The sequence below is a fragment of the Aeromonas allosaccharophila genome (assembly GCF_016026615.1).
Taxonomy (GTDB): domain Bacteria; phylum Pseudomonadota; class Gammaproteobacteria; order Enterobacterales; family Aeromonadaceae; genus Aeromonas; species Aeromonas allosaccharophila.
The window spans coordinates 3,642,501-3,664,540 of sequence record NZ_CP065745.1 but is presented as its reverse complement, the minus strand read 5'-3'; the positions used below and the strand labels follow the sequence as shown (position 1 = coordinate 3,664,540).

At 59.7% G+C, this 22,040-nt stretch carries 15 protein-coding genes, 1 tRNA gene and 3 rRNA genes (1 of these 19 only partly in view); 4 read left to right on the top strand and 15 right to left on the bottom strand.

Going from position 1 to position 22,040, the window contains the following annotated elements; translation table 11 throughout:
* Positions 1–94 precede the first annotated feature (94 nt).
* Both pyrE and rph read right to left on the bottom strand, forming a co-directional pair.
* Positions 95–748 (bottom strand): orotate phosphoribosyltransferase, encoded by a 654-nt coding sequence (gene pyrE, locus I6G90_RS16745; protein ID WP_182970163.1) that lies wholly within the window; start codon positions 746–748, stop codon positions 95–97.
* Between the two features lie 76 nt (positions 749–824).
* A complete protein-coding gene (gene rph, locus I6G90_RS16740; RefSeq protein WP_021138508.1) occupies positions 825–1,541 on the bottom strand; it encodes a ribonuclease PH in 717 nt (238 codons plus the stop codon).
* Between the two features lie 147 nt (positions 1,542–1,688).
* On the opposite strand from rph, the gene I6G90_RS16735 reads away from it, so the two are divergent.
* A complete protein-coding gene (locus I6G90_RS16735) occupies positions 1,689–2,552 on the top strand; it encodes a YicC/YloC family endoribonuclease (protein ID WP_042062476.1) in 864 nt (287 codons plus the stop codon).
* Positions 2,553–2,671: 119 nt separating this feature from the next.
* Here I6G90_RS16735 and I6G90_RS16730 read toward each other — a convergent pair whose 3' ends face one another.
* A complete protein-coding gene (locus I6G90_RS16730) occupies positions 2,672–3,577 on the bottom strand; it encodes a LysR substrate-binding domain-containing protein (protein ID WP_197928398.1) in 906 nt (301 codons plus the stop codon).
* A gap of 120 nt (positions 3,578–3,697) precedes the next feature.
* Between I6G90_RS16730 and I6G90_RS16725 the strand changes: the two genes are divergently transcribed.
* Together I6G90_RS16725 and fghA are read left to right on the top strand one after the other, a co-directional pair.
* Entirely contained in the window at positions 3,698–4,825 is a 1,128-nt protein-coding gene (locus tag I6G90_RS16725) for an S-(hydroxymethyl)glutathione dehydrogenase/class III alcohol dehydrogenase (protein WP_197928396.1), read from the top strand.
* 48 nt (positions 4,826–4,873) lie between these two features.
* Complete coding sequence (fghA, locus tag I6G90_RS16720) at positions 4,874–5,710, top strand: S-formylglutathione hydrolase (RefSeq protein WP_197928394.1); 837 nt, start codon at positions 4,874–4,876, stop codon at positions 5,708–5,710.
* A gap of 50 nt (positions 5,711–5,760) precedes the next feature.
* On the opposite strand, the gene I6G90_RS16715 is transcribed toward fghA, so the two are convergent.
* Positions 5,761–6,483, bottom strand: a complete 723-nt coding sequence (locus I6G90_RS16715) for a head GIN domain-containing protein (protein ID WP_197928392.1) — start codon at positions 6,481–6,483, stop codon at positions 5,761–5,763.
* Positions 6,484–6,847: 364 nt separating this feature from the next.
* Here I6G90_RS16715 and ovoA point away from each other — a divergent pair, with 364 nt between their 5' ends.
* Positions 6,848–8,998 (top strand): 5-histidylcysteine sulfoxide synthase, encoded by a 2,151-nt coding sequence (ovoA, locus tag I6G90_RS16710; protein ID WP_197928390.1) that lies wholly within the window; start codon positions 6,848–6,850, stop codon positions 8,996–8,998.
* Positions 8,999–9,077: 79 nt separating this feature from the next.
* Here ovoA and I6G90_RS16705 read toward each other — a convergent pair whose 3' ends face one another.
* From I6G90_RS16705 to I6G90_RS16655, 11 genes are all read right to left on the bottom strand, one after another.
* Positions 9,078–10,028: a bile acid:sodium symporter family protein gene (locus tag I6G90_RS16705; protein WP_197928388.1), complete on the bottom strand. Its 951-nt coding sequence runs from the start codon at positions 10,026–10,028 to the stop codon at positions 9,078–9,080.
* A gap of 293 nt (positions 10,029–10,321) precedes the next feature.
* Positions 10,322–11,767 carry an amino acid permease gene (locus I6G90_RS16700; protein ID WP_197928386.1) on the bottom strand — a complete coding sequence of 482 codons (1,446 nt, stop codon included), beginning with the start codon at positions 11,765–11,767 and terminating at the stop codon, positions 10,322–10,324.
* Positions 11,768–11,941: 174 nt separating this feature from the next.
* Positions 11,942–12,280, bottom strand: coding sequence for a tRNA-binding protein (locus I6G90_RS16695; RefSeq protein ID WP_197928384.1), 339 nt, complete (start codon positions 12,278–12,280; stop codon positions 11,942–11,944).
* Positions 12,281–12,393: 113 nt separating this feature from the next.
* A complete protein-coding gene (locus I6G90_RS16690; RefSeq protein WP_058052075.1) occupies positions 12,394–13,839 on the bottom strand; it encodes an amino acid permease in 1,446 nt (481 codons plus the stop codon).
* 103 nt (positions 13,840–13,942) lie between these two features.
* Complete coding sequence (locus I6G90_RS16685) at positions 13,943–14,398, bottom strand: beta-galactosidase subunit beta (RefSeq protein WP_042062503.1); 456 nt, start codon at positions 14,396–14,398, stop codon at positions 13,943–13,945.
* Entirely contained in the window at positions 14,395–17,469 is a 3,075-nt protein-coding gene (ebgA, locus tag I6G90_RS16680; RefSeq protein ID WP_197928382.1) for a beta-galactosidase subunit alpha, read from the bottom strand. The genes I6G90_RS16685 and ebgA overlap by 4 nt, the downstream gene beginning before the upstream one ends.
* A gap of 320 nt (positions 17,470–17,789) precedes the next feature.
* Entirely contained in the window at positions 17,790–18,755 is a 966-nt protein-coding gene (gene ebgR / locus I6G90_RS16675) for a transcriptional regulator EbgR (protein ID WP_058052078.1), read from the bottom strand.
* Between the two features lie 164 nt (positions 18,756–18,919).
* Positions 18,920–19,034 (bottom strand): 5S ribosomal RNA (rrf, locus tag I6G90_RS16670).
* 23 nt (positions 19,035–19,057) lie between these two features.
* Positions 19,058–19,133: transfer RNA gene (locus I6G90_RS16665), tRNA-Thr, on the bottom strand.
* A 106-nt stretch (positions 19,134–19,239) separates the two neighbouring features.
* A 5S ribosomal RNA gene (gene rrf / locus I6G90_RS16660) occupies positions 19,240–19,354 on the bottom strand.
* 121 nt (positions 19,355–19,475) lie between these two features.
* Positions 19,476–22,040 (bottom strand): 23S ribosomal RNA (locus I6G90_RS16655); it runs 324 nt beyond the window's last position.

Genomic DNA, 22,040 nt, shown 5'->3' with positions numbered 1-22,040 from the left:
AGCAGTTCACACCCGCTTTTTAAAACAGTGTTGGAAAACGCGGATAAAAAAATGGCGCCACCCTCGACGAGAGTAGCGCCATGATTCATCTCATTCAGATGCCGTACTGGGCGCGATAAGCCTTCATCGCAACAAGCTGCGCCGCCAGCTCCGGCTGTTCGACCTGTTTCTCTTCCAGATACTGGATCAGGTCGCTCATCTGGATGATGGCGATGATGTGGGCGCCGTAGTCACGCTCCACTTCCTGAATGGCAGAGAGTTCGCCCTTGCCCTTCTCCTGACGGTCCAGCGCGATCAGCACGCCCGCCAGCGAGGCACCGTTAGCCTGGATCAGATCCATGGATTCGCGGATGGCGGTGCCGGCGGTGATGACGTCGTCCACCAGCATGATGCGCCCCTTGAGCGGGCTGCCCACCAGATTGCCGCCCTCGCCGTGATCCTTGGCCTCCTTGCGGTTGAAGCACCAGGGCACATCCACGTCGTGCTGCTCCACCAGCTGCACTGCGGTGGCGGAGGCGATGGGGATCCCCTTGTAGGCCGGGCCAAACAGCACATCGAACTCGATGCCGGCATCCATCAGAGCGGCGGCATAGAAGCGGCCGAGGCGGGCCAGATCGCGGCCGCTGTTGAACAGACCGGCGTTGAAGAAGTAGGGGCTTTTACGACCGGATTTCAGGGTAAATTCACCGAATTTGAGGACCTGTTTCTCCAGGGCGAACTCGATAAATTGACGCTGGTAGGCTTTCATTCTGGCTCCTTGCTTGGCTTGTCGTTGTCTTGTGTGGGGGTATAAAAAAACGCGGCCTAGGCCGCGTTTTTAAAAATTATGAGAGCGACTGCTTCTGCAGCGCAATGATCTCTTCAATGCCGCCCTTGGCGAGCCCCAGCATCGCCAGCAGCTCCTCATGAGTGAAGGGTTCGGCCTCCGCTGTGCCCTGCACCTCGATGATGCGGCCATCTTCGGTCATCACCACGTTCATGTCGGTCTCGGCGGCGGAGTCTTCGATGTACTCCAGATCGCAGATGGCTTCGCCCTGATACATGCCGACGGAGACGGCGGCGATCATCTGCTTGAGCGGGCTCTGCTTGAGCATGCCCTTCTCGACCATCCAGTTCAGCGCATCCACCAGCGCCACACAGGCACCGGTGATGGAGGCGGTGCGGGTGCCGCCATCGGCTTGCAGCACGTCACAGTCAACGGTGATGGAGTGCTCGCCCAGCGCGGTCAGGTCTACCGCAGCGCGCAGGGAGCGGGCGATCAGACGGGAGATCTCCAGAGTACGGCCACTCTGCTTGCCGGAGGCCGCTTCGCGGTTCATGCGGGAGTGGGTGGAACGCGGCAGCATGCCGTATTCGGCAGTGACCCAACCCTGGCCCTTCCCTTTCAGGAAGCGCGGAACGCTGGTGTCGACGCTGGCGGTGCAGAGCACGCGAGTGTTACCGAACTCCACCAGCACTGAGCCTTCTGCATGTTTGGTGAAATTGCGGGTAATGGTAACCGGGCGAAGTTGCGCGGCACTGCGATCGCTGGGACGTGACATGGAACGGACCTCTGGGCTGGCTCAAATTGGCGGGGGATTATAAGTGATCCCGCCCCAAATATCAGCCGCTAAAACCACGGCATCGGCTGACGAGCAGGGCCGGGCTGAGTATACTGGCCGCACACTTCATCAAGCCCGGAACAATCAATGATTCACAGCATGACCGCCTACGCCCGCAAGGAATTCAAGGGCGACTGGGGCACAGCCGTTTGGGAAATTCGTTCGGTAAACCAGCGCTATCTGGAAACCTACATTCGCCTGCCGGAGCAACTGCGCAGCCTGGAGCCGGTACTGCGTGAGCGTTTCCGCGCCAAGCTGCAGCGCGGCAAGGTGGAGTGCAACCTGCGTTTTGAAGCCGCTCAAGCCGATGCAAAACAGCTGCATATCAATGAAGAGCTGGCCAAGCTGATCATCGACAGTGCCAACTGGGTAATGAAAGAAGCAGGCCAGGGCCAGCTCAATCCGGTCGACGTGCTGCGCTGGCCGGGTGTCATGGCTGCCGCCGAGCAGGACATGGACGCTGTCGCCACCGAGCTGCTCGGCGGTTTTGACCAGACCATGGAAGACTTCCTCGCTTCCCGCGCCAGCGAAGGGGCCAACCTCAAGGCGCTGATCGAACAGCGTCTGGCCGGTATTCAGGTGGAAGTGAAGAAGGTGCGCGTCCATCTGCCGCAGATCATCGAATGGCAGCGCCAGAAGCTCACCGACCGCCTGGCCGAAGCCAAAGTCGAGCTGGATCCGGCCCGCATCGAGCAGGAGATCGTCATGCTGGCCCAGAAGATCGACGTGGCCGAAGAGCTGGATCGTCTGGAGATGCACATCAGCGAAACCAACAAGATCATGAAGAAAGGTGGCGCCTGTGGCCGTCGCCTCGACTTTATGATGCAGGAGTTCAACCGCGAGTCGAACACCCTCGGCTCCAAGTCCATCAACGCCGAAGTGACCCAGTCCGCCGTCGAGCTGAAGGTCCTCATCGAGCAGATGCGCGAGCAGATCCAGAACATCGAGTGATGAGTCGCTGACTATCCGGTTGTTACCTGCAAAAGAGCCCTTGTTCATCAAGGGCTCTTTTATTTTCAGGTCATCGCGTTTGCCGCCAGCCGCCTGGGAGTCAACGGGTAGGAAGCGCCCTAGCCTATCGGCATCACCAGAGCCGGTTGATGAGGAACGCTCAGCCGCTCGGCCAGATAGTCCACCAGCAATCGCACCTTGGGAGAGAGGTGGCGATTGTGGGGATAGAGGGCCCAGATCCCCTCCGCCGGGGCACGCAATTCCGGCAGCAGCTCGATCAGTTCGCCACGGGCCAGATGGTCGCTCACGTAGTAGTCCGGTAGCTGGATGATGCCGATCCCCTTGAGCGCCGCGTCCAGCAGGGCGTGGCCGCTGTTGCACTGCAACAGGCCGCGCACCCGCACGCTGTGAGGACGGCCATCCAGAGTGAAATGCCACTCGTCGCTGTTGCCCACCAGACAGGTGTGACGGGTGAGCTCGGAGAGGCTGTTGGGCATGCCGTGGCGAGCGGTGTAAGCCGGTGAGGCGCAGACATAGGGCACCCGCTGCGCCAGCTTGCGCGCCACCAGCGTCGAATCCTTGAGATGGCCGAGCCGCAGCGCCAGATCGTAGCCTTCGTGTACCAGATCCAGCAGCTGGTTGGTGAGGTTGAGGGTGACCTCCAGCTGGGGGAAGCGCACCATGAAGTCGTTCACCAGCGGGGCTATGCGGCTCTCGCCGTAGGAGACGGGCGCCGTGATGCGCAGGGTGCCTTGCGGCACCGCCTGATGGCGCCCCACCGCCAGCTCCGCTTCATAGAGGTTATCGAGCAGCTGACGGCAGTGGCGATAGTAGATCTCGCCAAGCTCGGTGAGCCGCACCTGGCGGGTGGTACGCAGCAGCAGCTTGGCCTGCAGCCGATCTTCCAGCTGCGCCACCTGACGGCTCACTTGCGCCACCGATACTCCCAGCTTGCGCGCCGCCGGGGTAAAGCCCCCCTGCTCCGCCACGCTGACAAATTCACAGATTCCTTCCCAGCCGAACATTATTACCTGTGTGTAAAAGTGATTTGAGATTTGCCCTCATTATCACCAAATCGGCGGGAAACTACACTGAATGTCCGAACTCATCTCTGTTCACCCTGTTCAACAAGAAGGATGTCATTCATGGCACAGGTTCAAAGCATCAAGTGTAAAGCCGCCGTCGCCTGGGGCCCGGGTCAGCCCCTCTCCATCGAAGAGGTCGAGGTCATGCCGCCACAAGCGGGCGAGGTGCGGGTGCGCATCGTTGCCACCGGCGTCTGCCACACCGATGCCTTCACACTGTCTGGTGAGGACCCGGAAGGGGTCTTCCCCTGCATTCTCGGTCACGAGGGGGGCGGCATCGTCGAATCGGTCGGCGAAGGGGTCACCAGCGTCAAGGTGGGGGATCACGTGATCCCGCTCTACACCCCCGAGTGCGGCGAGTGCAAGTTCTGCAAATCCGGCAAGACCAACCTCTGCCAGAAGATCCGCGCCACCCAGGGCAAGGGGTTGATGCCGGACGGCACCACCCGCTTCTCGAAAGATGGCCAGCCCATCTATCACTACATGGGCACCTCCACCTTCAGCGAATACACGGTACTGCCGGAGATCTCCATCGCCAAGGTGGACCCGACCGCCCCGCTGGAAGAGGTCTGCCTGCTCGGCTGCGGCGTCACCACCGGCATCGGCGCCGTGATGAACACCGCCAAGGTGAAAGAGGGTGAGAGCGTCGCCATCTTCGGGCTGGGTGGCATCGGCCTCTCCGCAGTGATCGGCGCCCGTCTGGCCAAGGCCGGTCGCATCATCGCCATCGACATCAACGAGAGCAAGTTCGAACTGGCCCGCAAGCTGGGTGCCACCGACTGCATCAACCCGAACGATTACGACAAACCGATTCAGGAGGTGATCGTCGAGCTGACCGACGGCGGCGTCGACTTCTCCTTCGAGTGCATCGGCAACGTCAAGGTGATGCGTGCAGCGCTGGAGTGCTGCCACAAGGGTTGGGGCGAGTCGGTCATCATCGGCGTCGCCGGAGCGGGTCAGGAGATCAGCACCCGTCCGTTCCAGCTGGTGACCGGCAGGGTCTGGCGCGGTAGCGCCTTCGGCGGGGTTCGCGGTCGCAGCGAACTGCCGAGCTATGTGCAGCGCTACATGCAGGGTGAATTCCGCCTCGATGACTTCATCACCCACACCATGCCGCTGGAGCAGATCAACGAGGCGTTCGAACTGATGCACCAAGGCAAGAGCATCCGCACCGTCATCCACTACTGAGCATGATCGCCCCGCCCGCCTTCGTGGGCGGGGTGCAGGAGTCCTTCGATGAATCTGGAGATTATCAGCAGCAACAAGAGCTTCGGCGGCTGGCACAAGCGCTATCGCCACCACGCCAGCGTGCTCGGCTGCGAGATGAATTTTGCCATCTATCTGCCGCCCCAGGCCCTCACCGGCCAGAAGGTGCCGGTACTCTACTGGCTCAGCGGCCTCACCTGCACCGATGAAAACTTCATGCAGAAGGCGGGCGCCCAGCGCATCGCCGCCGAGCTCGGCATTGCATTGGTGGCGCCGGATACCAGCCCCCGCGGCGACGGCGTAGCGGACGATCCCGGTTATGACCTCGGCATGGGCGCAGGCTTTTACGTCAATGCCAGCCAGACCCCCTGGCAGGCTCACTACCAGATGTATGACTACGTCACCCGCGAGTTGCCCGAACTCATCGAGACCCACTTCCCGGTCTCGACCCGACGCGCCATCAGCGGCCACTCCATGGGCGGTCACGGGGCGCTGATCGCCGCGTTGCGGGAGCCCGGTCGCTACCGCTCCGTGTCGGCATTCAGCCCGATCTGTCACCCGAGCCGCTGCCCCTGGGGCCAGAAGGCGCTTGGTGCCTACCTCGGCAGCAATCCCTTGTTGTGGCAGGAGTGGGATGCCTGCCAGCTGCTGCGCCACCAACCGGTCACGCCGCTGCCAACGTTAGTGGATGTGGGGCTGGATGATCCCTTCCTCGCCGAGCAGCTGCATATCGATGCGCTGGCAGAGGTAGCCGCCAGCAAGGGGTGGCCGCTAGAGCTCAACCGCCACGAGGGCTATGACCACAGCTACTACTTCGTGGCGAGCTTTATCGAGGCGCACCTGCGCTTTCACGCCCGCCACCTCTGATCAACACAGGCCCGTAACGGGCCTGTTTCAGTTGTGGTGATCGGTTGGCCTCAGCTGCCGACACGACTCACATCGCCGGAACCGGCGATCTCGCTACGCAGCCGGGGAGCGCCCCAATAGCTGACCGACCCCGAGCCCGCGATGCCGACCTTGAGCAGATCCTGCGCCCGCACCTCCACATCTCCGCTGCCGGCGATATTGACCTCGACCTCCTCACCCTTGAGATTGCCCCCCTGAATATCACCCGACCCGGCGATGTTCAACGTGAGCGCTTTGGCAGATCCCTCCCCCAGATCCAGACTGCCCGCCCCGGCAATATTGCCTTCCAACCGGTTCATCTCCAGCCCGCTGGCTGTCAGGTCACCGACCCCGGCCACCGACAGCACCAGCGAATCCCCCTTGAAGCCGCTCAACTCGCCGCTGGCAATGCCCGCCAGCGCCAATTCATGGAGCTCGGGCAGGGTAATGGTGAGCTCCAGCGGTTCGGTGGGATCGAGCCGGTAACCCTCCTTCACCTCGATCTCCAGCTTGTTGCCGCTCTCGGTCAGCTCCAGATAGGGCAGCAGGTTCTCCTGCCCCTTGATCAGGATGCCGCGCGGCTCGCCCGCCACCAGATAGAGGGTGGCAGGCACGCCTGCCAACACCCGGGTCACCCTCTCGCCCAACGGTTGCTGGCGCTCGATCACGGCGCCAGCACCGCTGATCCGGGTTTCGTCCAGCCAGTTGCAACCACTGAGCCCTGCCACCAGCATGACAACCATCATCCACTTCATCACCACTCTCCTCGTTATCTATTGGCCATCCGGGGCCAATTGGTTTTCATGCTTTGCAATGCGTGCGCCAAAAAATCAACTGCATGATTCAAAAGGAAATAACTATTTTTCCCTGCACCAACCGCAGTATTTAGAGAGTCATTTAGACCATATGTTGGTGAAAATAACCATCCTCGAACGGGTATGTTTATGGCTGATTGGCGGGCCGTCCTGCCGGTCACTATGCTGACAGCCCGTGGCAATTTTTGATTGCCGTGCCGATCTGTTGAGCCAATAGTGGTACTTCGTGCGTACCAAGCTCTCTATTGCGGTAATGTCATTACCACTGTCTTGTCAGTCTTCACTGCCAACAAGGAGTCAGAGCGTGACCCAAGCAAGCCCTCTCTATGCCACTGCCGTCGGTCTGCCGGAACCGACTCGCACCCCGTTGCTGACCGGCAGCGATCCCGAGCAGAAACGGCGCGAGCTGCTTGGCTACTTCTGCCAGACCTTCGATCTCTACGACTCGCTGTTCGACTGTCTGGCCGATGAGCGGGCCTGGTTCAACAAGGCGATCCCGCTACGCCACCCGCTCATCTTCTACTACGGCCACACCGCAGCCTTCTTTATCAACAAGCTGCTGGCGGCACGCCTGATCGATCAGCGGCTGGATGCCCGCATCGAGGCCATGGTCGCCATCGGGGTGGACGAGATGAGCTGGGACGATCTGGACGAGACCCACTACGACTGGCCCAAGGTCACCGAGCTGCGCAGCTATCGGGCCAAAGTCCGCGCGCTGGTGTGCGACTTCATCCGCCAGATGCCGCTCACCCTGCCCATCGACTGGCAGAGCCCGGCCTGGGTGATCCTGATGGGGATAGAGCACGAGCGCATTCACCTCGAGACCTCCAGCGTGCTGATCCGCCAGTTGCCACTCGCCTGGGTGCGGCCGCAGCCTTATTGGCCCGCCTGCGCCGAAGCGCGCCACCGCATTGAGCTGGTGCCCGCCAACAGCCTGCTACCGGTGGCTGGCGGCAAGGTGCGCCTTGGCAAGCAGGACGCCACCTACGGCTGGGACAACGAATATGGCGAGCGCCATATCGAGCTGGCCCCGTTTCAGGCCAGCCGCATGCTGGTGAGCAATGCCGAGTACCTCGCCTTCGTTCAGGCGGGCGGCTACGGCCAGCAACAGTGGTGGGATGAGGAGGGGTGGGGTTGGTGTCAGTATGCCAAGGCGCAGATGCCCACCTTCTGGGTGGGAGATCCCACCAAGCCCGGGCAATTGCAGCTGCGGCTGATGACCGGGCAGGTCGCCATGCCCTGGGACTGGCCAGTCGAGGTCAACCAGCTGGAGGCGGCCGCCTTTTGCCGCTGGAAGGCGGCCCAAACCGGACTCCCCATCCAGCTGCCGAGCGAGGCGGAATGGATGCTGCTGCGCGAACAGGTACCCGGCGATCAGCCGGACTGGACGGAGGCCCCCGGCAATATCAATCTGGCCCGCTTCGCGTCGTCCTGCCCGGTGGATGCCTGCCCGCAAGGGGCGTTCTTCGATCTGGTGGGCAATGTCTGGCAGTGGACCAGCACCGCCATCGATGGCTTCGACGGCTTTAAAATCCACCCGCTCTACGACGACTTCTCCACCCCCACCTTTGATGGCAAGCACACCCTGATCAAGGGCGGCAGCTGGATCAGCACAGGCAACGAAGCGCTCAAATCATCCCGTTACGCCTTCCGGCGTCACTTCTTCCAGCATGCGGGTTTCCGCTATCTGGTCTCCCGTTATCAGGAACCCGTTATCGTGAATCCCTATGAAACCGACACGCTGGTCGCTCAGTACCTCGACTTCCAGTACGGCCCGAGCCACTTCGGGGTAGCCAACTACGCCAAGACGCTTGCTGATCTTGCAGGCGAGCTGTGCATCAACCACCAGCGGGCGCTGGATATCGGCTGCGCCACCGGCCGCGCCAGCTTCGAACTGGCTCGCCACTTCCAGCATGTGGACGGGGTGGACTACTCGGCCCGCTTCATCGATGTGGCGCTGGCCCTCGCCAGCCAGGACAGCTTCCGCTACGCCATTCCACTGGAGGGGGAACTGGTGGAGTATTGCGAGGCACGCCTGTCGAGCCATGAGCTGGGGGCGAGTCAGGCTGAGCGCATCCACTTCAGTCAGGGGGATGCCTGCAACCTCAAGCCCAAATATGACCACTACGATCTGGTGCTCGCCTCCAACCTCATCGACCGGTTGCGAGAGCCCGCCCGCTTCCTGCGGGACATCGCTCCCCGGCTGCGCAGCGGTGGCCTGCTGGTGCTCACCAGCCCCTACACCTGGCTGGCGGAATATACCCCGCCAGCCAACTGGCTCGGCGGCATTCGCGAAAATGGCGAGGCGCTCACCACCTATCAGGCGCTGCAACGGCTGCTGGCTGCGGAGTTCGAGGAGCACTGCCCGCCGCGGGATGTGCCTTTCGTCATCCGCGAGACCGCCCGCAAATACCAGCACACGGTGGCGCAGCTGACCGTCTGGCGCAAACGCTAGCACGCCGGTCAGCATGCAGATGAGAAGAGGGAGGCCAACGGGCCTCCCTCTTGTTATGGCAGCAAAAACGGCGCGAGTATCAATGCTCCTGCTCGTGGTAGCGGCGAGCCAGCACGGCGCAGACCATCAGCTGGATCTGGTGGAAGATCATCAGCGGCAAGACCATGACCCCGACGCTGGCGGCCGGGAACATGACGTTGGCCATCGGCACCCCGTTGGCGAGGCTCTTCTTCGAGCCGCAGAAGACGATGGTGATCTCGTCCGCCTTGTTGAAGCCGAGGCGACGGCTGATCCAGACGTTCCAGCAGAGCACCAGCGCCAGCACGACGCAGCTCAGCAGCACGATACTGGCCAGATCGTACCAGCCTACTTGATGCCAGATCCCCTGCACCACTGCCTCGCTGAAGGCGACGTAGACCACCAGCAGGATGGAGCTCTGATCCAGCTTGCCGATCATCGGCCGGTGGCTGTCGACCCAGCGGCCGATCAGTGGCCGCGACAGATGACCCACCACAAACGGCAGCATCAGCTGCACCATGATCGCCTGAATGGAGTGCCAGGTGTCGATCCCCTCTCCCTGCACATGGATCATCAATCCCACCAGCACCGGCGAGAGAAAGATGCCGAGGATACTGGAGGCCGAGGCGCTGCACACCGCCGCCGATACATTGCCACCGGCCATCGAGGTGAAGGCGATGGCCGACTGCACGGTGGCAGGCAAAGCGCAGAGATAGAGGAAGCCGAGGTAGATAGCCGGGCTCAGCCAGCTCGGTACCAGCGGGGTGAGCAGCAGCCCGAGCAGCGGAAACAGCACGAAGGTGCTGAGCATCACCACCAGATGAAGCCGCCAGTGGCCGAGGCCCGCCAGCAGGTTCTGGCGCGACAATTTGGCGCCATGCATGAAAAAGAGCAGCGCCACCGCCAGCTTGGTCAGCAGACCAAACCAGACGGCCACCTGCCCCTCGCAAGGGAAGAGGGAGGCCAGGGTGACCACCGCAATCAGCACAACAGTAAAGGGATCCAGACGCACAGGGGGTCTCCATCAGAGAGCATCCTGCCTTCGTGGCGGAAGGTCAGGAGCGGGGAGGACAAGAAACACAACAGGGGGTGTCTGGCACCTCCCGTTGAAACGAACCCCCAGCTTACCCCGATATCGAAGCTGCGCAACGTTGAGTGGCGGTTAATTGTTCATCAATGCTTAACGCCTTTGCTTTGTCGAATAGCGGAAGTTGACGACCCGCGGCCAGATAGCGCCAAACCGGCGATAAATGAATAAAAAACGGGCGACCTGGGCCGCCCGTCTCGTTTTTTTCGCTCAGCCGATCAGCGCTGGCTGGCCAGCGTGCCGTTGCCGCTTTTCTTCTCATTGCCACCCTGCTTGCGGGCCTGACGCTTCTCGAAGCGGGAGATCCACCAGTAGGCCAGCGCCGAGAAGACCGCGGTCATAAAGACGTTGATGAAGAAGGCGCGCACCAGATCCACCCCGCTCGGGAAGGCGGAGGCGCTCATGCTCACCACGAAGATTGTGATCAGCACCGATACCACTGCCATGCCGAACTTGCGCGATCCCATGCGGAAGTCGCGGGGGGTGTCGTCATGTTTCCAGCGGAACACGAAGTAGGCCACCATGATGAAGATCGGCGGCAGCATGGCGGTACCGGCGGTGAGGTTGATAGCGGTGTTCATCATCTGCTGCACCGACTCGGAGCCGAAGCCGTTGACCACCAGCATCACGAACACGAAGACAAACTGCCACCAGGCGGCGCGTACCGGCACCCCGTGCTTGTTGAGGCGGGTGGTTTTCTCGCCGTAGACACCCTGCGGGATCTCGGAGAAGTGGATCTTCACCGGCGCCGAGGTCCACATCATCATGGAGCCGAACATGGCGATGAACAGCACGATACCGACCGCGCGGCCCACCAGCGTCTCGGAAAGCCCGAAGTACTGGGCCATGCCGGTGAAGATCTCCACCATGCCACCGGCATAGGTGAGGCTCTCGCGCGGCACAAACACGTTCACCAGCAGGGAACCCAGCGCATACATGGCTCCGATGACGATACCGGCGGTGATGATCACCTTGATAAAGGACTTCTGACCGCCCTTCACGTCATTGAGATAAGCCGCAGCGGTTTCGGCACCGCCCGCCGCCTGGAAGATCCAGCACATGATGCCGAGGGTCGCCCAGTTGACGGTGGGGGTCATCGCCTCCAGCGTGATCGGCTGGGCCGCTACATGGTCACCGCCGAGGGCCATCAGGGCACCCAGCACATAGATGGCGAACAGGGCAAAGACGCCGTAGGCCACCAGCTCGGCAATCTTGCCAAGCCAGGTCGCCCCCTTGGTGGAGATATGGGTCGCCGCCGCGAACAGCACGATGGAGATGATCGAGGTGACGGTCGGCGAGAAGCTGTACTCATAGCCCAGCATGGCGTAGGAGGCGTAGGCAATGACGTTGGGCAGCAGGGAGACGAACCAGAACAGGTTCACAAACCAGTAGAGGAAGGAGCCCAGATAGGCCATCCGGGTGCCGAGCGGCTTTTTCAGCCAGTCGTACATCCCCGACTCGGAATCTTTGTTGGCCGAGACGAACTCGGCAATGATGAAGACGAATGGCACGAAGTAGACGAGCGTGGCCAGCAGAAAAATGGGGGCGGAGCTGAGCCCCAGCTCGATGTTGTTGTTGACGATGTTGCGCACGTTGAACACGGCGGCAAAGGTCATCGACAACAGGGCAAATTTGCCGATGGTGCCGCGTACTGATTCAGACATGGTGTCCTCCGGTAGATTCACGCCCCTTCGCACGGGGGCGCTATGACTCTGAATGTGTTCGGCGCCCGCCAGTTGGCCGCGCCGTTTACTCTCTTGTTATGGTCAGAGGGGCAAGCTCATGGCGCCCCTTCACACACCGGCGCAGTTCTGCTGCCCCGGCGTTCAATCCGTGATTCAGACGATCGGGGTGCCCGGCGCCATCGACACCCGCGGTTGCAGCAGCACGCTCTGGCTCTCGTCCGGGGTCTCGGCGCACAGCAACATGCACTCGGATCGCTCGCCGCGCATTTTGGTCGGCTTGAGGTTGGTCAGCACCACCACCTCGCTGCCCATCAGCTCCTCTTCGCTGTAGTAAGGCACCAGACTGGTGACGGTCTGCAGTGGCCGCTCACCGCCCACGTCGATCTGGACGATGTAGAGTTTGTCGGCCCCGGGGTGGCGCACCACCTCCAGCACCTTGCCCACCTTCATCTCGACCCGTTTGAATTCGGCAAACTCGATCGTCTCGCTCATTCCTTTCTCCTTGTGTTCGGTTCTTGTGCTCAATGGTGCAACGGGTAACGGGTGGCCGCAGCCACCCGGTTGATCGCTCCTGGCCACGGGGGCCGGTTTGGTCAGGGTTATCGTCAGGATGCCCGGACGGAAATCTGGCTGGTCGGCTGGGCCTCTTTCACCCGCGCGTCAGCACTCAGGGAGGCTTCGTAGCGGTTGTACTTCCACCAGGCGAAGCCGAGGAAGATCACGATCCCGCCAACGTTGTAGAAGATGATGGTCATGATGTCGGCACCGGTCGGGAAGGTGGAGGCGAGGAAGCCCACCGAGAAGATGGCAATCAGCACCGAGACCACGGCGATGCCGGTGGTGCGCGAACCCATCTTGAAATCCCGCGGCAGGTGATCGAGCTTCAGGCGCAGATTGAGGTAGGCCAGCATGATGAACAGCGGCGGTAGCATGGAGGCGGCAGCGGTCATGTTGATGACGGTGTTCATCAGATCCTGCGCGGTGTTGGAGCCCAGGGTCGGGATCACCATCAGCGGCAGCACGATGAGGTACTGGATCCAGGCTGCACGGGCGGGCACGCCATTCTCGTTCAGCTCGACCGTCTTCTTGCCGAAGATGCCGGCCGGAATTTCGGAGAAGAAGATCTTCACCGGAGTCGCCGTCCACATCAGCAGGGAGCCGAACATGGCGGTGAAGGAGACCAGACCCACGAAGCGGTTCATCAGTACGGTGGGCAGACCGAAATGGGCCGCCAGTCCCTCGAACACCTGCACCGAGCCACCGGTAAATTTCAGGGTGTCGCTATGGACAAACACGTTGATCAGCAGGGAGGCGATGGAGTAGAGCACACCAATGAAGAGCCCGGCGACGATGATCACCTTCACGAAGGATTTGGAGCCCCCTTTCACGTCATTGACGTAGACCGCGACCGACTCGGCACCACCGGCCGCCATGAAGATCCAGGTGGTGATACCGAGGAAGGCCCAGCTGAAATCGGGAACCATGGCCTCTACCGTGATGGGGTCGGCCGGTTGTACACCACCGACTAACGCCACACCTGCCAGCAGAATGTAGGAGAGGGTCAGCAGCAGCATCAGAGACGAAGTCACCGAGGTGATGGGACCGAGCAGCTTGGCGCCATTGGTGGAGACATAGGTGGCAAAGGCAAACAGCACCATGCTTAAGAAAGTGGTCGCCAGCGGGGTGAAAATGTATTCGTAGCCGAGGAAGGCATAGGAGGCGTAGGCGATGACCCGCGGCAGCAAGGAGGTGAAGAAGAACAGGTTCACGAACCAGTAGGTGTAGGCGGAGATAAAGGCCCAGCGACCGCCGAGGGAGCTCTTCACCCAGGCATACACCCCCGCTTCGGAGTTTTTGTTCAGTGACACAAATTCCGCAATGATCAGACAGAACGGAATGAAGTAAAAAATGGTGGCCAGAAAGAACATCGGGGCCGAGGCCAGACCGATCTCGATGTTGTTGTTGATGACGTTGTTGAAGCTGAATACCGCCGCGAAGGTGAGCGACAGCAGACCAAACTTGCCTATCGTATTCCGTTTGGAATCAGACATGGTGCATCTCCAGACCTGTAGTTATTTCCGCGAAAGGGCGGGGCATGAGTTGTAGGGTGAGCCCCGCCCTTCCGGCTTTTATCAGTGCAAAAACAGCGGCTTGTTATTTGTTTTTGAAGTAGCCGCCTTCGACGGTGACCTTGATGATCAGCTTGCGCACCGGCCCGTCGCCGACGAAGCGGTATGCCTCGTCGTTCTCGAAGATCACCACCTGACCGTTGCCGACTTTCTGGCGCTCACGCACCTCACCGGCCAGCCACTCGCGATCCGTGGTGTCGTCATAGCCCTGCTCGACGCCCAGCTCGCGCTTGGCAGCCCACTCCACCGTCTCTTCCCCTTCCAGGTAGTAGTGGACGTCGAAGTAGCGGCGCTGCCCCTCAAACAGGGAGGTGGCCGGGCTGGCCCCCTCCTGCAAACGGTAGGTGAGGGAGTCACCGATGGAGTGGCAGATGCCGGGCTTGAGGTTGGCCAGGTTGTTGATGGCCTCCACGCAGCGGCCCCACTTCTTGCCCTCCCGGTAGATGTTTTTGAACAGGGTCAGGTTGTCCAGGGTGATCATGCGAGGTTCCTCCCGCCGTTGATGGTGAGATCGAGCCCGGCCAGCGCAGCCGGATTGAGGTTGCCGCGAGCGATGGGCAGCAGGGTCAGGCCGAAGCTGAACGGCTCGAAGCGCACCCGCCAGGAGTCCAGCACCTCGGAGCCCCAGGAGTTGGAACCCAGCCCCAGCACCTTGTGATCCAGATTGAGGGTGAGATAACCACTCGGCTCCAGCTCGTTGATGTGCTGCGCCGCGTGGATATGCTCCCAGCTGTAGGGCCAGACGCTCAGGTTGATGGGGGCATCGGGCCGCACGTAGAGACCGGCGCCGTGGCGGTTGGTCAATGTCGCCCAGCGCACCTGCTGGCGGTTGCCGTTGTCCTGCGGGAAGGGGTAGTGCTCCCACATCTCGCCGACTGTGCTCTGGAAGCTGTCGATCCAGTTGCTCTGGCGGCTGTCCTGATAATTTTCACCCGGACCCATGCCGTAGTAGTGCACCCGGTCGAGATCCTGACGAATGCCCAGCTCGAAGCCGATCTTGGGAATGATGTCGTCATAGCCACCGTAGGGCTGACCGGACAGTGCCACATGCAGCTGGCCGTTCGGGCTCAGGGTGTAGACGTAGCGGCAACGCATGCCGAAGTCGAACACCGGCGGCGCGATCAGGCTCTCCACCGTCACCTCGACCGCCTCACCCAGCTGACGCCAGCTCAGAGTGCGGAAGTGCTCCTGCATGATCTGCAGGTGGTTCGGGTGCCACAGGCTCTCGTACTCCTGCTTGTGGTTGTCGATCATCGGCTTGAAGAAGGTGAGGCGCGGCGAGCGCTCAATCAGCTCGATACCATCCTGCTGCCAGCTCACCAGCTTGCCGTCGAGGCGCGAGAATCGCAGGGCGAAACCGCTGCCGCTAAGGGTCAGCGCGAGGCGCTCGTCGGCAATCTGCAGCGCCGTGGCGTTGGGATTGGCAAAAGGCTGCAGCTGGCGAGTCGACTCTTTCAGCTGGAACTGGTACTGGCCCAGCTCGTGCTCCGCCGCGCTGTAGCGGGTGGCGGTGGCCTTGATGACCCGCAGCTGGACGAAGGTTTCCCGCCCATCGAGCGTGGGCAGTTCGAGTTGCAACTCGGTGATGGCACCGGGGGCAACCCCTTCCAGCCGGATTTGTTGGCTGGCCAGCAGCTCGCCCTCGCCCTTCACTTCGACCAGCAGGCGGATGTCGTCGAGAGTGGAGAACCAGTAGCGGTTTTCCACCGCCAGCTTGCCGCTGACCAAATCCAGCGCCCGCACCTTGACCGGGCAGATCACCTGCTTGTATTCGCGCAGACCCGGCCCCGGGGTCTGATCCGGATAGATGAGGCCATCCATGCAGAAGTTGTAGTTGTTGGGATAGTCGCCGTAGTCGCCGCCGTACTTGTAAACGGCGCGCCCCTGCTCGTCCTGATCCAGAATGCCGTGATCGCACCACTCCCAGATGTAGTGGCCCTGAATGTGGGGATGGCGGTCGAACACCTGCTGGTACTCACTGAGGCCACCCGGGCCGTTGCCCATGGCGTGGGCGTATTCGCAGATAATGCGCGGCTTCTCCATCGGGAACTCGCCGAAGCAGTTCATCTGGGAGACGCGCGAATACATGGTGCTCACCACATCCACCACCTCGGCATCGCGATCCTCTTCGTAGTGCACCAGCCGGGTCGGGTCGATCGCCTTGCAGCGCTGGTACATGGCTCTGATGTTGCAGCCGTAACCGGACTCGTTGCCGAGCGACCAGATGATGATGGAGGGGTGGTTCTTCTGGGCGTGCACGTGGCGCTCGATGCGATCCACGAACACCGGCTCCCAGAAAGGGTCATCGGTGATGCGGCTGAGATCGCCGACGTTGGCAAAACCGTGGGTCTCCACGTCGGTCTCCGCCATCACGAACAGACCGTACTGGTCGCACAGCTCGTAGAAGCGCGGGTCATTCGGGTAGTGGGCGGTGCGCACCGAGTTGAGGTTGTGCTGCTTCATCAGCGCGATGTCCCGTTCAACACGGTCCATACCGACCGCACGGCTCTTGAGGTGGTCGTTGTCGTGACGGTTCACCCCGTGCAGCTTGAGGTAGTGGCCGTTGACGTAGAAGAGGCCATCCTTGACCTTGATTTCACGTACCCCGACCCGCTGCGGGATCACTTCCAGCAGCTCGCCCTGACCGTTGTAGAGGGAGAGTTGCAGCTGATAGAGGTAAGGGTCTTCGGCACTCCACAGATGGGGATTGGCCAGGTCCAGCGTGAAGCGGCAATCACACTTGCCGTCGATGGCGAGACTGTCGAGCGAGCCGCTGGCGATCTCGCTGCCCTGATCCAGCAGCGACCAGACCAGACGGTGATCACGGGCAGCCGCACCCAGATTTTCCAGCTGGATATCGCAGCTCAGGGTAGCGCTTTGATTATCATCGGCCAGCGCGGTGCGGATGAAGAAGTCCTGCACATGGGCGGCCGGTTTGCCCACCAGATAGACATCGCGGAAGATCCCCGCCATCCACCACATGTCCTGATCTTCGATATAGGTGGAGTCGGCCCACTGCATCACCCGCACCGACAGCAGGTTCTCACCAATCTTGGCGTAAGCGCTGATATCGAACTCGGCAGTGAGGCGACTGCCCTTGCTGAAGCCGACGTAGTGGCCGTTCACATAGACCTCGAAGTAGGTCTCGACCCCGTCAAACTTGATGATCACCTGCTCGCCATCCCAGGCCGGGCTCAGCGTGAAGCTGCGCTGATAAGCGCCGGTGGGGTTGTTGGTCGGCACGAAGGGTACGTCGATGGGGAAGGGAAAACCTTCGTCGGTGTACTGCAGATTGCCATGCCCTTCCATCTGCCACATGTTGGGCACAGTGATCTGGCCCCACTCGCTCATAGGGCTGTGATAGAAGGCCTCCGGCACCTGCAGAGGGTGGTCGAAGTAGTGGAACTGCCACTGACCGCTAAGGCCCAGAAAACGGCGGCTCAGCTCGCGCTGCATGGTGGCCGCCAGCGCGTGGTCGGCATAAGAGAAGAAGTAGGCACGCGGAGCCAGCCTGTTTTCACCAACGAATTGGACGTTTTCCCAGTTATTCACATGTCCTCCCGGAACAAGGCAACTTTGACTTGGTAAACTTTAGATAAACATTTACTAAATATCAGCTTTGGATCGGTAAAGTTTTAACCTGATCACAATGGCTGGATGGTTTTGTGAGCGAGATCAGAATCGGAGGATAAAAGGGGATAAAGCAGGCAGTGATGGCATGGATGTTGATAAATGCAGGCAAAAAATGGCTAAAACCACCGTAAAACAATGCATTATGAATTTATCAGGAGAAATAAGGGAGAGGATGATAAAGGGATGAGGCCGCGCCACCGCAAGATGACGCGACTAAAACAGAATTTATTTTACTAAAATCAACGAGTGGTGCCACGCAGGGTCAGGCGACTCGGCACCAGTACCCGAAGGGGAATATCACGCTCGTCACGCAGCCGTTCGACCAGCAGATTAACCCCCTGGGAGCCCATCAACTCGGAGTGGATCCGCACCGTGGAGAGCGGCGGAAAGGTAAACTTGGCGGTCGGAATATCGTTGACGCTGATCAGCTCAATCTGCTGGGGAATCGACAATCCCCTCTCGTGGATGGCCCGCAGCACCCCAATGGCGATAGAGTCGGAGGCAACGAACAGCGCCTTGGGCCAATCCCCTGCCAGCATCTCTTTTGCCAGCCGGTAGCCGGAGGCACTGGAGAAGTCCCCGCGATAGAGATCGCTCTCCTGCACCACCCCCAGTCGCTGGCCATAATCTTTGAAGGCCAGCTCACGCAGATCCGGATTTTCATCCTGCCCACCGATATAGCCGATGCGCTGGTGCCCCTGAGCGATAAAGTAATCCACCACTTGCTGGCTGATCAGGGCGAGATCCACGTCGACCGAGTCAAACTCCTCCATGGCCCGGGAATCGACAAAGACCAGCATGCTGGAGCAGGTTCGCAGCTGCGCCAGACGCTCGGCAGAGAGACTCCCCACCACCAGGATGCCATCCACGGCGGTCAGCTCGCGCCCTTCACCACAGTTGTAGAGGTGGGTCAGTTCGATGTTGAGACGGGCACTCTGGGTCTCGATGCCATAACGGATGGCGAGATAGTAAGGGTCGTTGACCTCGGTACTCTGCGGGTAGGAATAGACCACCAGAAAGTGCAGCTTGCTCTTGTGAACCCCCTTGCGGGCGCTGCTGGTCTTGTACTCCAGCCGTTCGGCAATCTCGAAGATCCGCTGCTTGGTCTCTTCCTTGACGCTCAGGCTGGGATCCTCGTTCAGCACCCGGGATACCGTCGCGAGCGACACCCCCGCCTCCTGTGCAATTTCCTTCAACGTAGCCATCAATACCTCTCTGGCAGCATCACGTGTTAATCGGCAACGGCTAAAGAGTAACGGGCAATGTCTTGATAGCCCAGCATTTTTACTAAAATGGCGGCAGGAAAGCAGATTTTGAAACGCAGAAATGCAAAAAGGCCTCCCGAATGGGAGGCCTCTTCTAAATAGGTGCCTGACAGTGTCCTACTCTCGCATGGCGAATGCCACACTACCATCGGCGCTACCGCGTTTCACTTCTGAGTTCGGCATGGGATCAGGTGGTTCCACGGCGCTATTGCCGTCAGGCAAAAGCTTTACTACTTCAATAATGGTGCTGATACCCAGAGTCGAACTGGGGACCTCATCCTTACCAAGGATGCGCTCTACCAACTGAGCCATATCAGCACACTAACCGGTAAAGACCGCACTGTGTGCGCTATCTAAATCTTTTGTCCAACACAACCTGACGTTGTATCGCGACCAACCACATCGCTGTGATTGCTTAATTGATGCCTGGCAGTGTCCTACTCTCGCATGGCGAATGCCACACTACCATCGGCGCTACCGCGTTTCACTTCTGAGTTCGGCATGGGATCAGGTGGTTCCACGGCGCTATGGCCGCCAGGCAAATTCTTCAATCTGAGAAAGCTGACGTGAATAACGATTTGCCTGTTGGCTTCGCTATCACTGAATTAGTTAGTAGTTCGTTCATTCGCTACAAGGCCCAGAACACTTCTTGGGTGTTGTATGGTTAAGCCTCACGGGTAATTAGTATGGGTTAGCTCAACACGTCGCCGCGCTTACACACCCCACCTATCAACGTTGTGGTCTCCAACGGCCCTTTAGGACCCTCAAGGGGTCAGGGATGACTCATCTCAGGGCTCGCTTCCCGCTTAGATGCTTTCAGCGGTTATCGATTCCGAACTTAGCTACCGGGCAGTGCCACTGGCGTGACAACCCGAACACCAGAGGTTCGTTCACTCCGGTCCTCTCGTACTAGGAGCAACTCCCTTCAATCATCCAACGCCCACGGCAGATAGGGACCGAACTGTCTCACGACGTTCTGAACCCAGCTCGCGTACCACTTTAAATGGCGAACAGCCATACCCTTGGGACCGACTTCAGCCCCAGGATGTGATGAGCCGACATCGAGGTGCCAAACACCGCCGTCGATATGAACTCTTGGGCGGTATCAGCCTGTTATCCCCGGAGTACCTTTTATCCGTTGAGCGATGGCCCTTCCATTCAGAACCACCGGATCACTATGACCTACTTTCGTACCTGCTCGACCTGTCCGTCTCGCAGTTAAGCTGGCTTATGCCATTGCACTAACCTCCTGATGTCCGACCAGGATTAGCCAACCTTCGTGCTCCTCCGTTACTCTTTGGGAGGAGACCGCCCCAGTCAAACTACCCACCAGGCACTGTCCGCGAGCCCGATTCAGGGCCCTGCGTTAGAACATCAAACATACAAGGGTGGTATTTCAAGGACGGCTCCAGCGCAACTGGCGTCACGCCTTCAAAGCCTCCCACCTATCCTACACATGTAGGTTCAATGTTCAGTGCCAAGCTGTAGTAAAGGTTCACGGGGTCTTTCCGTCTAGCCGCGGGTACACCGCATCTTCACGGCGAATTCGATTTCACTGAGTCTCGGGTGGAGACAGCATGGCCATGGTTACACCATTCGTGCAGGTCGGAACTTACCCGACAAGGAATTTCGCTACCTTAGGACCGTTATAGTTACGGCCGCCGTTTACCGGGGCTTCGATCAAGAGCTTCGCTTGCGCTAACCCCATCAATTAACCTTCCGGCACCGGGCAGGTGTCACACCCTATACGTCCACTTTCGTGTTTGCAGAGTGCTGTGTTTTTGATAAACAGTCCCAGCCATCTGGTCACTGCGACTCCCGACTGCTCCATCCGCAAGGGACTTCACTGTCAAGAGCGAACCTTCTCCCGAAGTTACGGTTCTATTTTGCCTAGTTCCTTCACCCGAGTTCTCTCAAGCGCCTTGGTATTCTCTACCCGACCACCTGTGTCGGTTTGGGGTACGATGACTTGTAATCTGAAGCTTAGAGGCTTTTCCTGGAAGCAGGGCATCAATGGCTTCCGCACCGTAGTGCGTTCGTCTCGTGTCTCAGTGTTGTGTCTCCGGATTTGCCTAGAAACACCACCTACGCACTTTCACCAGGACAACCGTCGCCTGGCCCACCTAGCCTTCTCCGTCCCCCCATCGCAATTACAAGTCGTGCAGGAATATTAACCTGCTTCCCATCGATTACGCCTTTCGGCCTCACCTTAGGGGTCGACTCACCCTGCCCCGATTAACGTTGGACAGGAACCCTTGGTCTTCCGGCGAGGAGGCTTTTCACCCCCTTTATCGTTACTTACGTCAGCATTCGCACTTCTGATATCTCCAGCATACCTCTCGATACACCTTCGCAGACTTACAGAACGCTCCCCTACCACTCATACATAAGTATGAATCCGCGGCTTCGGTGCCTGGTTTGAGCCCCGTTACATCTTCCGCGCAGGCCGACTCGACTAGTGAGCTATTACGCTTTCTTTAAATGATGGCTGCTTCTAAGCCAACATCCTAGCTGTCTGAGCCTTCCCACATCGTTTCCCACTTAACCAGAACTTTGGGACCTTAGCCGGCGGTCTGGGTTGTTTCCCTCTTCACGACGGACGTTAGCACCCGCCGTGTGTCTCCCGGATATTACTTACTGGTATTCGGAGTTTGCATGGAGTTGGTAAGTCGGGATGACCCCCTAGTCCAAACAGTGCTCTACCCCCAGTAGTATTCGTCCGAGGCGCTACCTAAATAGCTTTCGGGGAGAACCAGCTATCTCCGAGTTTGATTGGCCTTTCACCCCCAGCCACAGGTCATCCCCTAACTTTGCAACGTTAGTGGGTTCGGTCCTCCAGTTGATGTTACTCAACCTTCAACCTGCCCATGGCTAGATCACCCGGTTTCGGGTCTACACCTTGCAACTAGACGCCCAGTTAAGACTCGGTTTCCCTACGGCTCCCCTATACGGTTAACCTCGCTACAAAATGTAAGTCGCTGACCCATTATACAAAAGGTACGCAGTCACCCCGAAGGGCTCCCACTGCTTGTACGTACACGGTTTCAGGTTCTATTTCACTCCCCTCACAGGGTTCTTTTCGCCTTTCCCTCACGGTACTGGTTCACTATCGGTCAGTCAGGAGTATTTAGCCTTGGAGGATGGTCCCCCCATATTCAGACAGGATGTCACGTGTCCCGCCCTACTCGATTTCACTTCAAGGTCGTTTTCATGTACGGGGCTATC

Bases quoted from the DNA above. Each gene is read 5' to 3' on its own strand.
- I6G90_RS16690 (WP_058052075.1), bottom strand. From the start codon at position 13,839: ATGTCTGATTCCAAACGGAATACGATAGGCAAGTTTGGTCTGCTGTCG.
- rph (WP_021138508.1), bottom strand. From the start codon at position 1,541: ATGTCACGTCCCAGCGATCGCAGTGCCGCGCAACTTCGCCCGGTTACC.
- I6G90_RS16700 (WP_197928386.1), bottom strand. From the start codon at position 11,767: ATGTCTGAATCAGTACGCGGCACCATCGGCAAATTTGCCCTGTTGTCG.
- fghA (WP_197928394.1), top strand. From the start codon at position 4,874: ATGAATCTGGAGATTATCAGCAGCAACAAGAGCTTCGGCGGCTGGCAC.
- ebgR (WP_058052078.1), bottom strand. From the start codon at position 18,755: ATGGCTACGTTGAAGGAAATTGCACAGGAGGCGGGGGTGTCGCTCGCG.
- I6G90_RS16685 (WP_042062503.1), bottom strand. From the start codon at position 14,398: ATGATCACCCTGGACAACCTGACCCTGTTCAAAAACATCTACCGGGAG.
- I6G90_RS16695 (WP_197928384.1), bottom strand. From the start codon at position 12,280: ATGAGCGAGACGATCGAGTTTGCCGAATTCAAACGGGTCGAGATGAAG.
- I6G90_RS16725 (WP_197928396.1), top strand. From the start codon at position 3,698: ATGGCACAGGTTCAAAGCATCAAGTGTAAAGCCGCCGTCGCCTGGGGC.
- I6G90_RS16730 (WP_197928398.1), bottom strand. From the start codon at position 3,577: ATGTTCGGCTGGGAAGGAATCTGTGAATTTGTCAGCGTGGCGGAGCAG.
- pyrE (WP_182970163.1), bottom strand. From the start codon at position 748: ATGAAAGCCTACCAGCGTCAATTTATCGAGTTCGCCCTGGAGAAACAG.
- I6G90_RS16735 (WP_042062476.1), top strand. From the start codon at position 1,689: ATGATTCACAGCATGACCGCCTACGCCCGCAAGGAATTCAAGGGCGAC.
- I6G90_RS16715 (WP_197928392.1), bottom strand. From the start codon at position 6,483: ATGAAGTGGATGATGGTTGTCATGCTGGTGGCAGGGCTCAGTGGTTGC.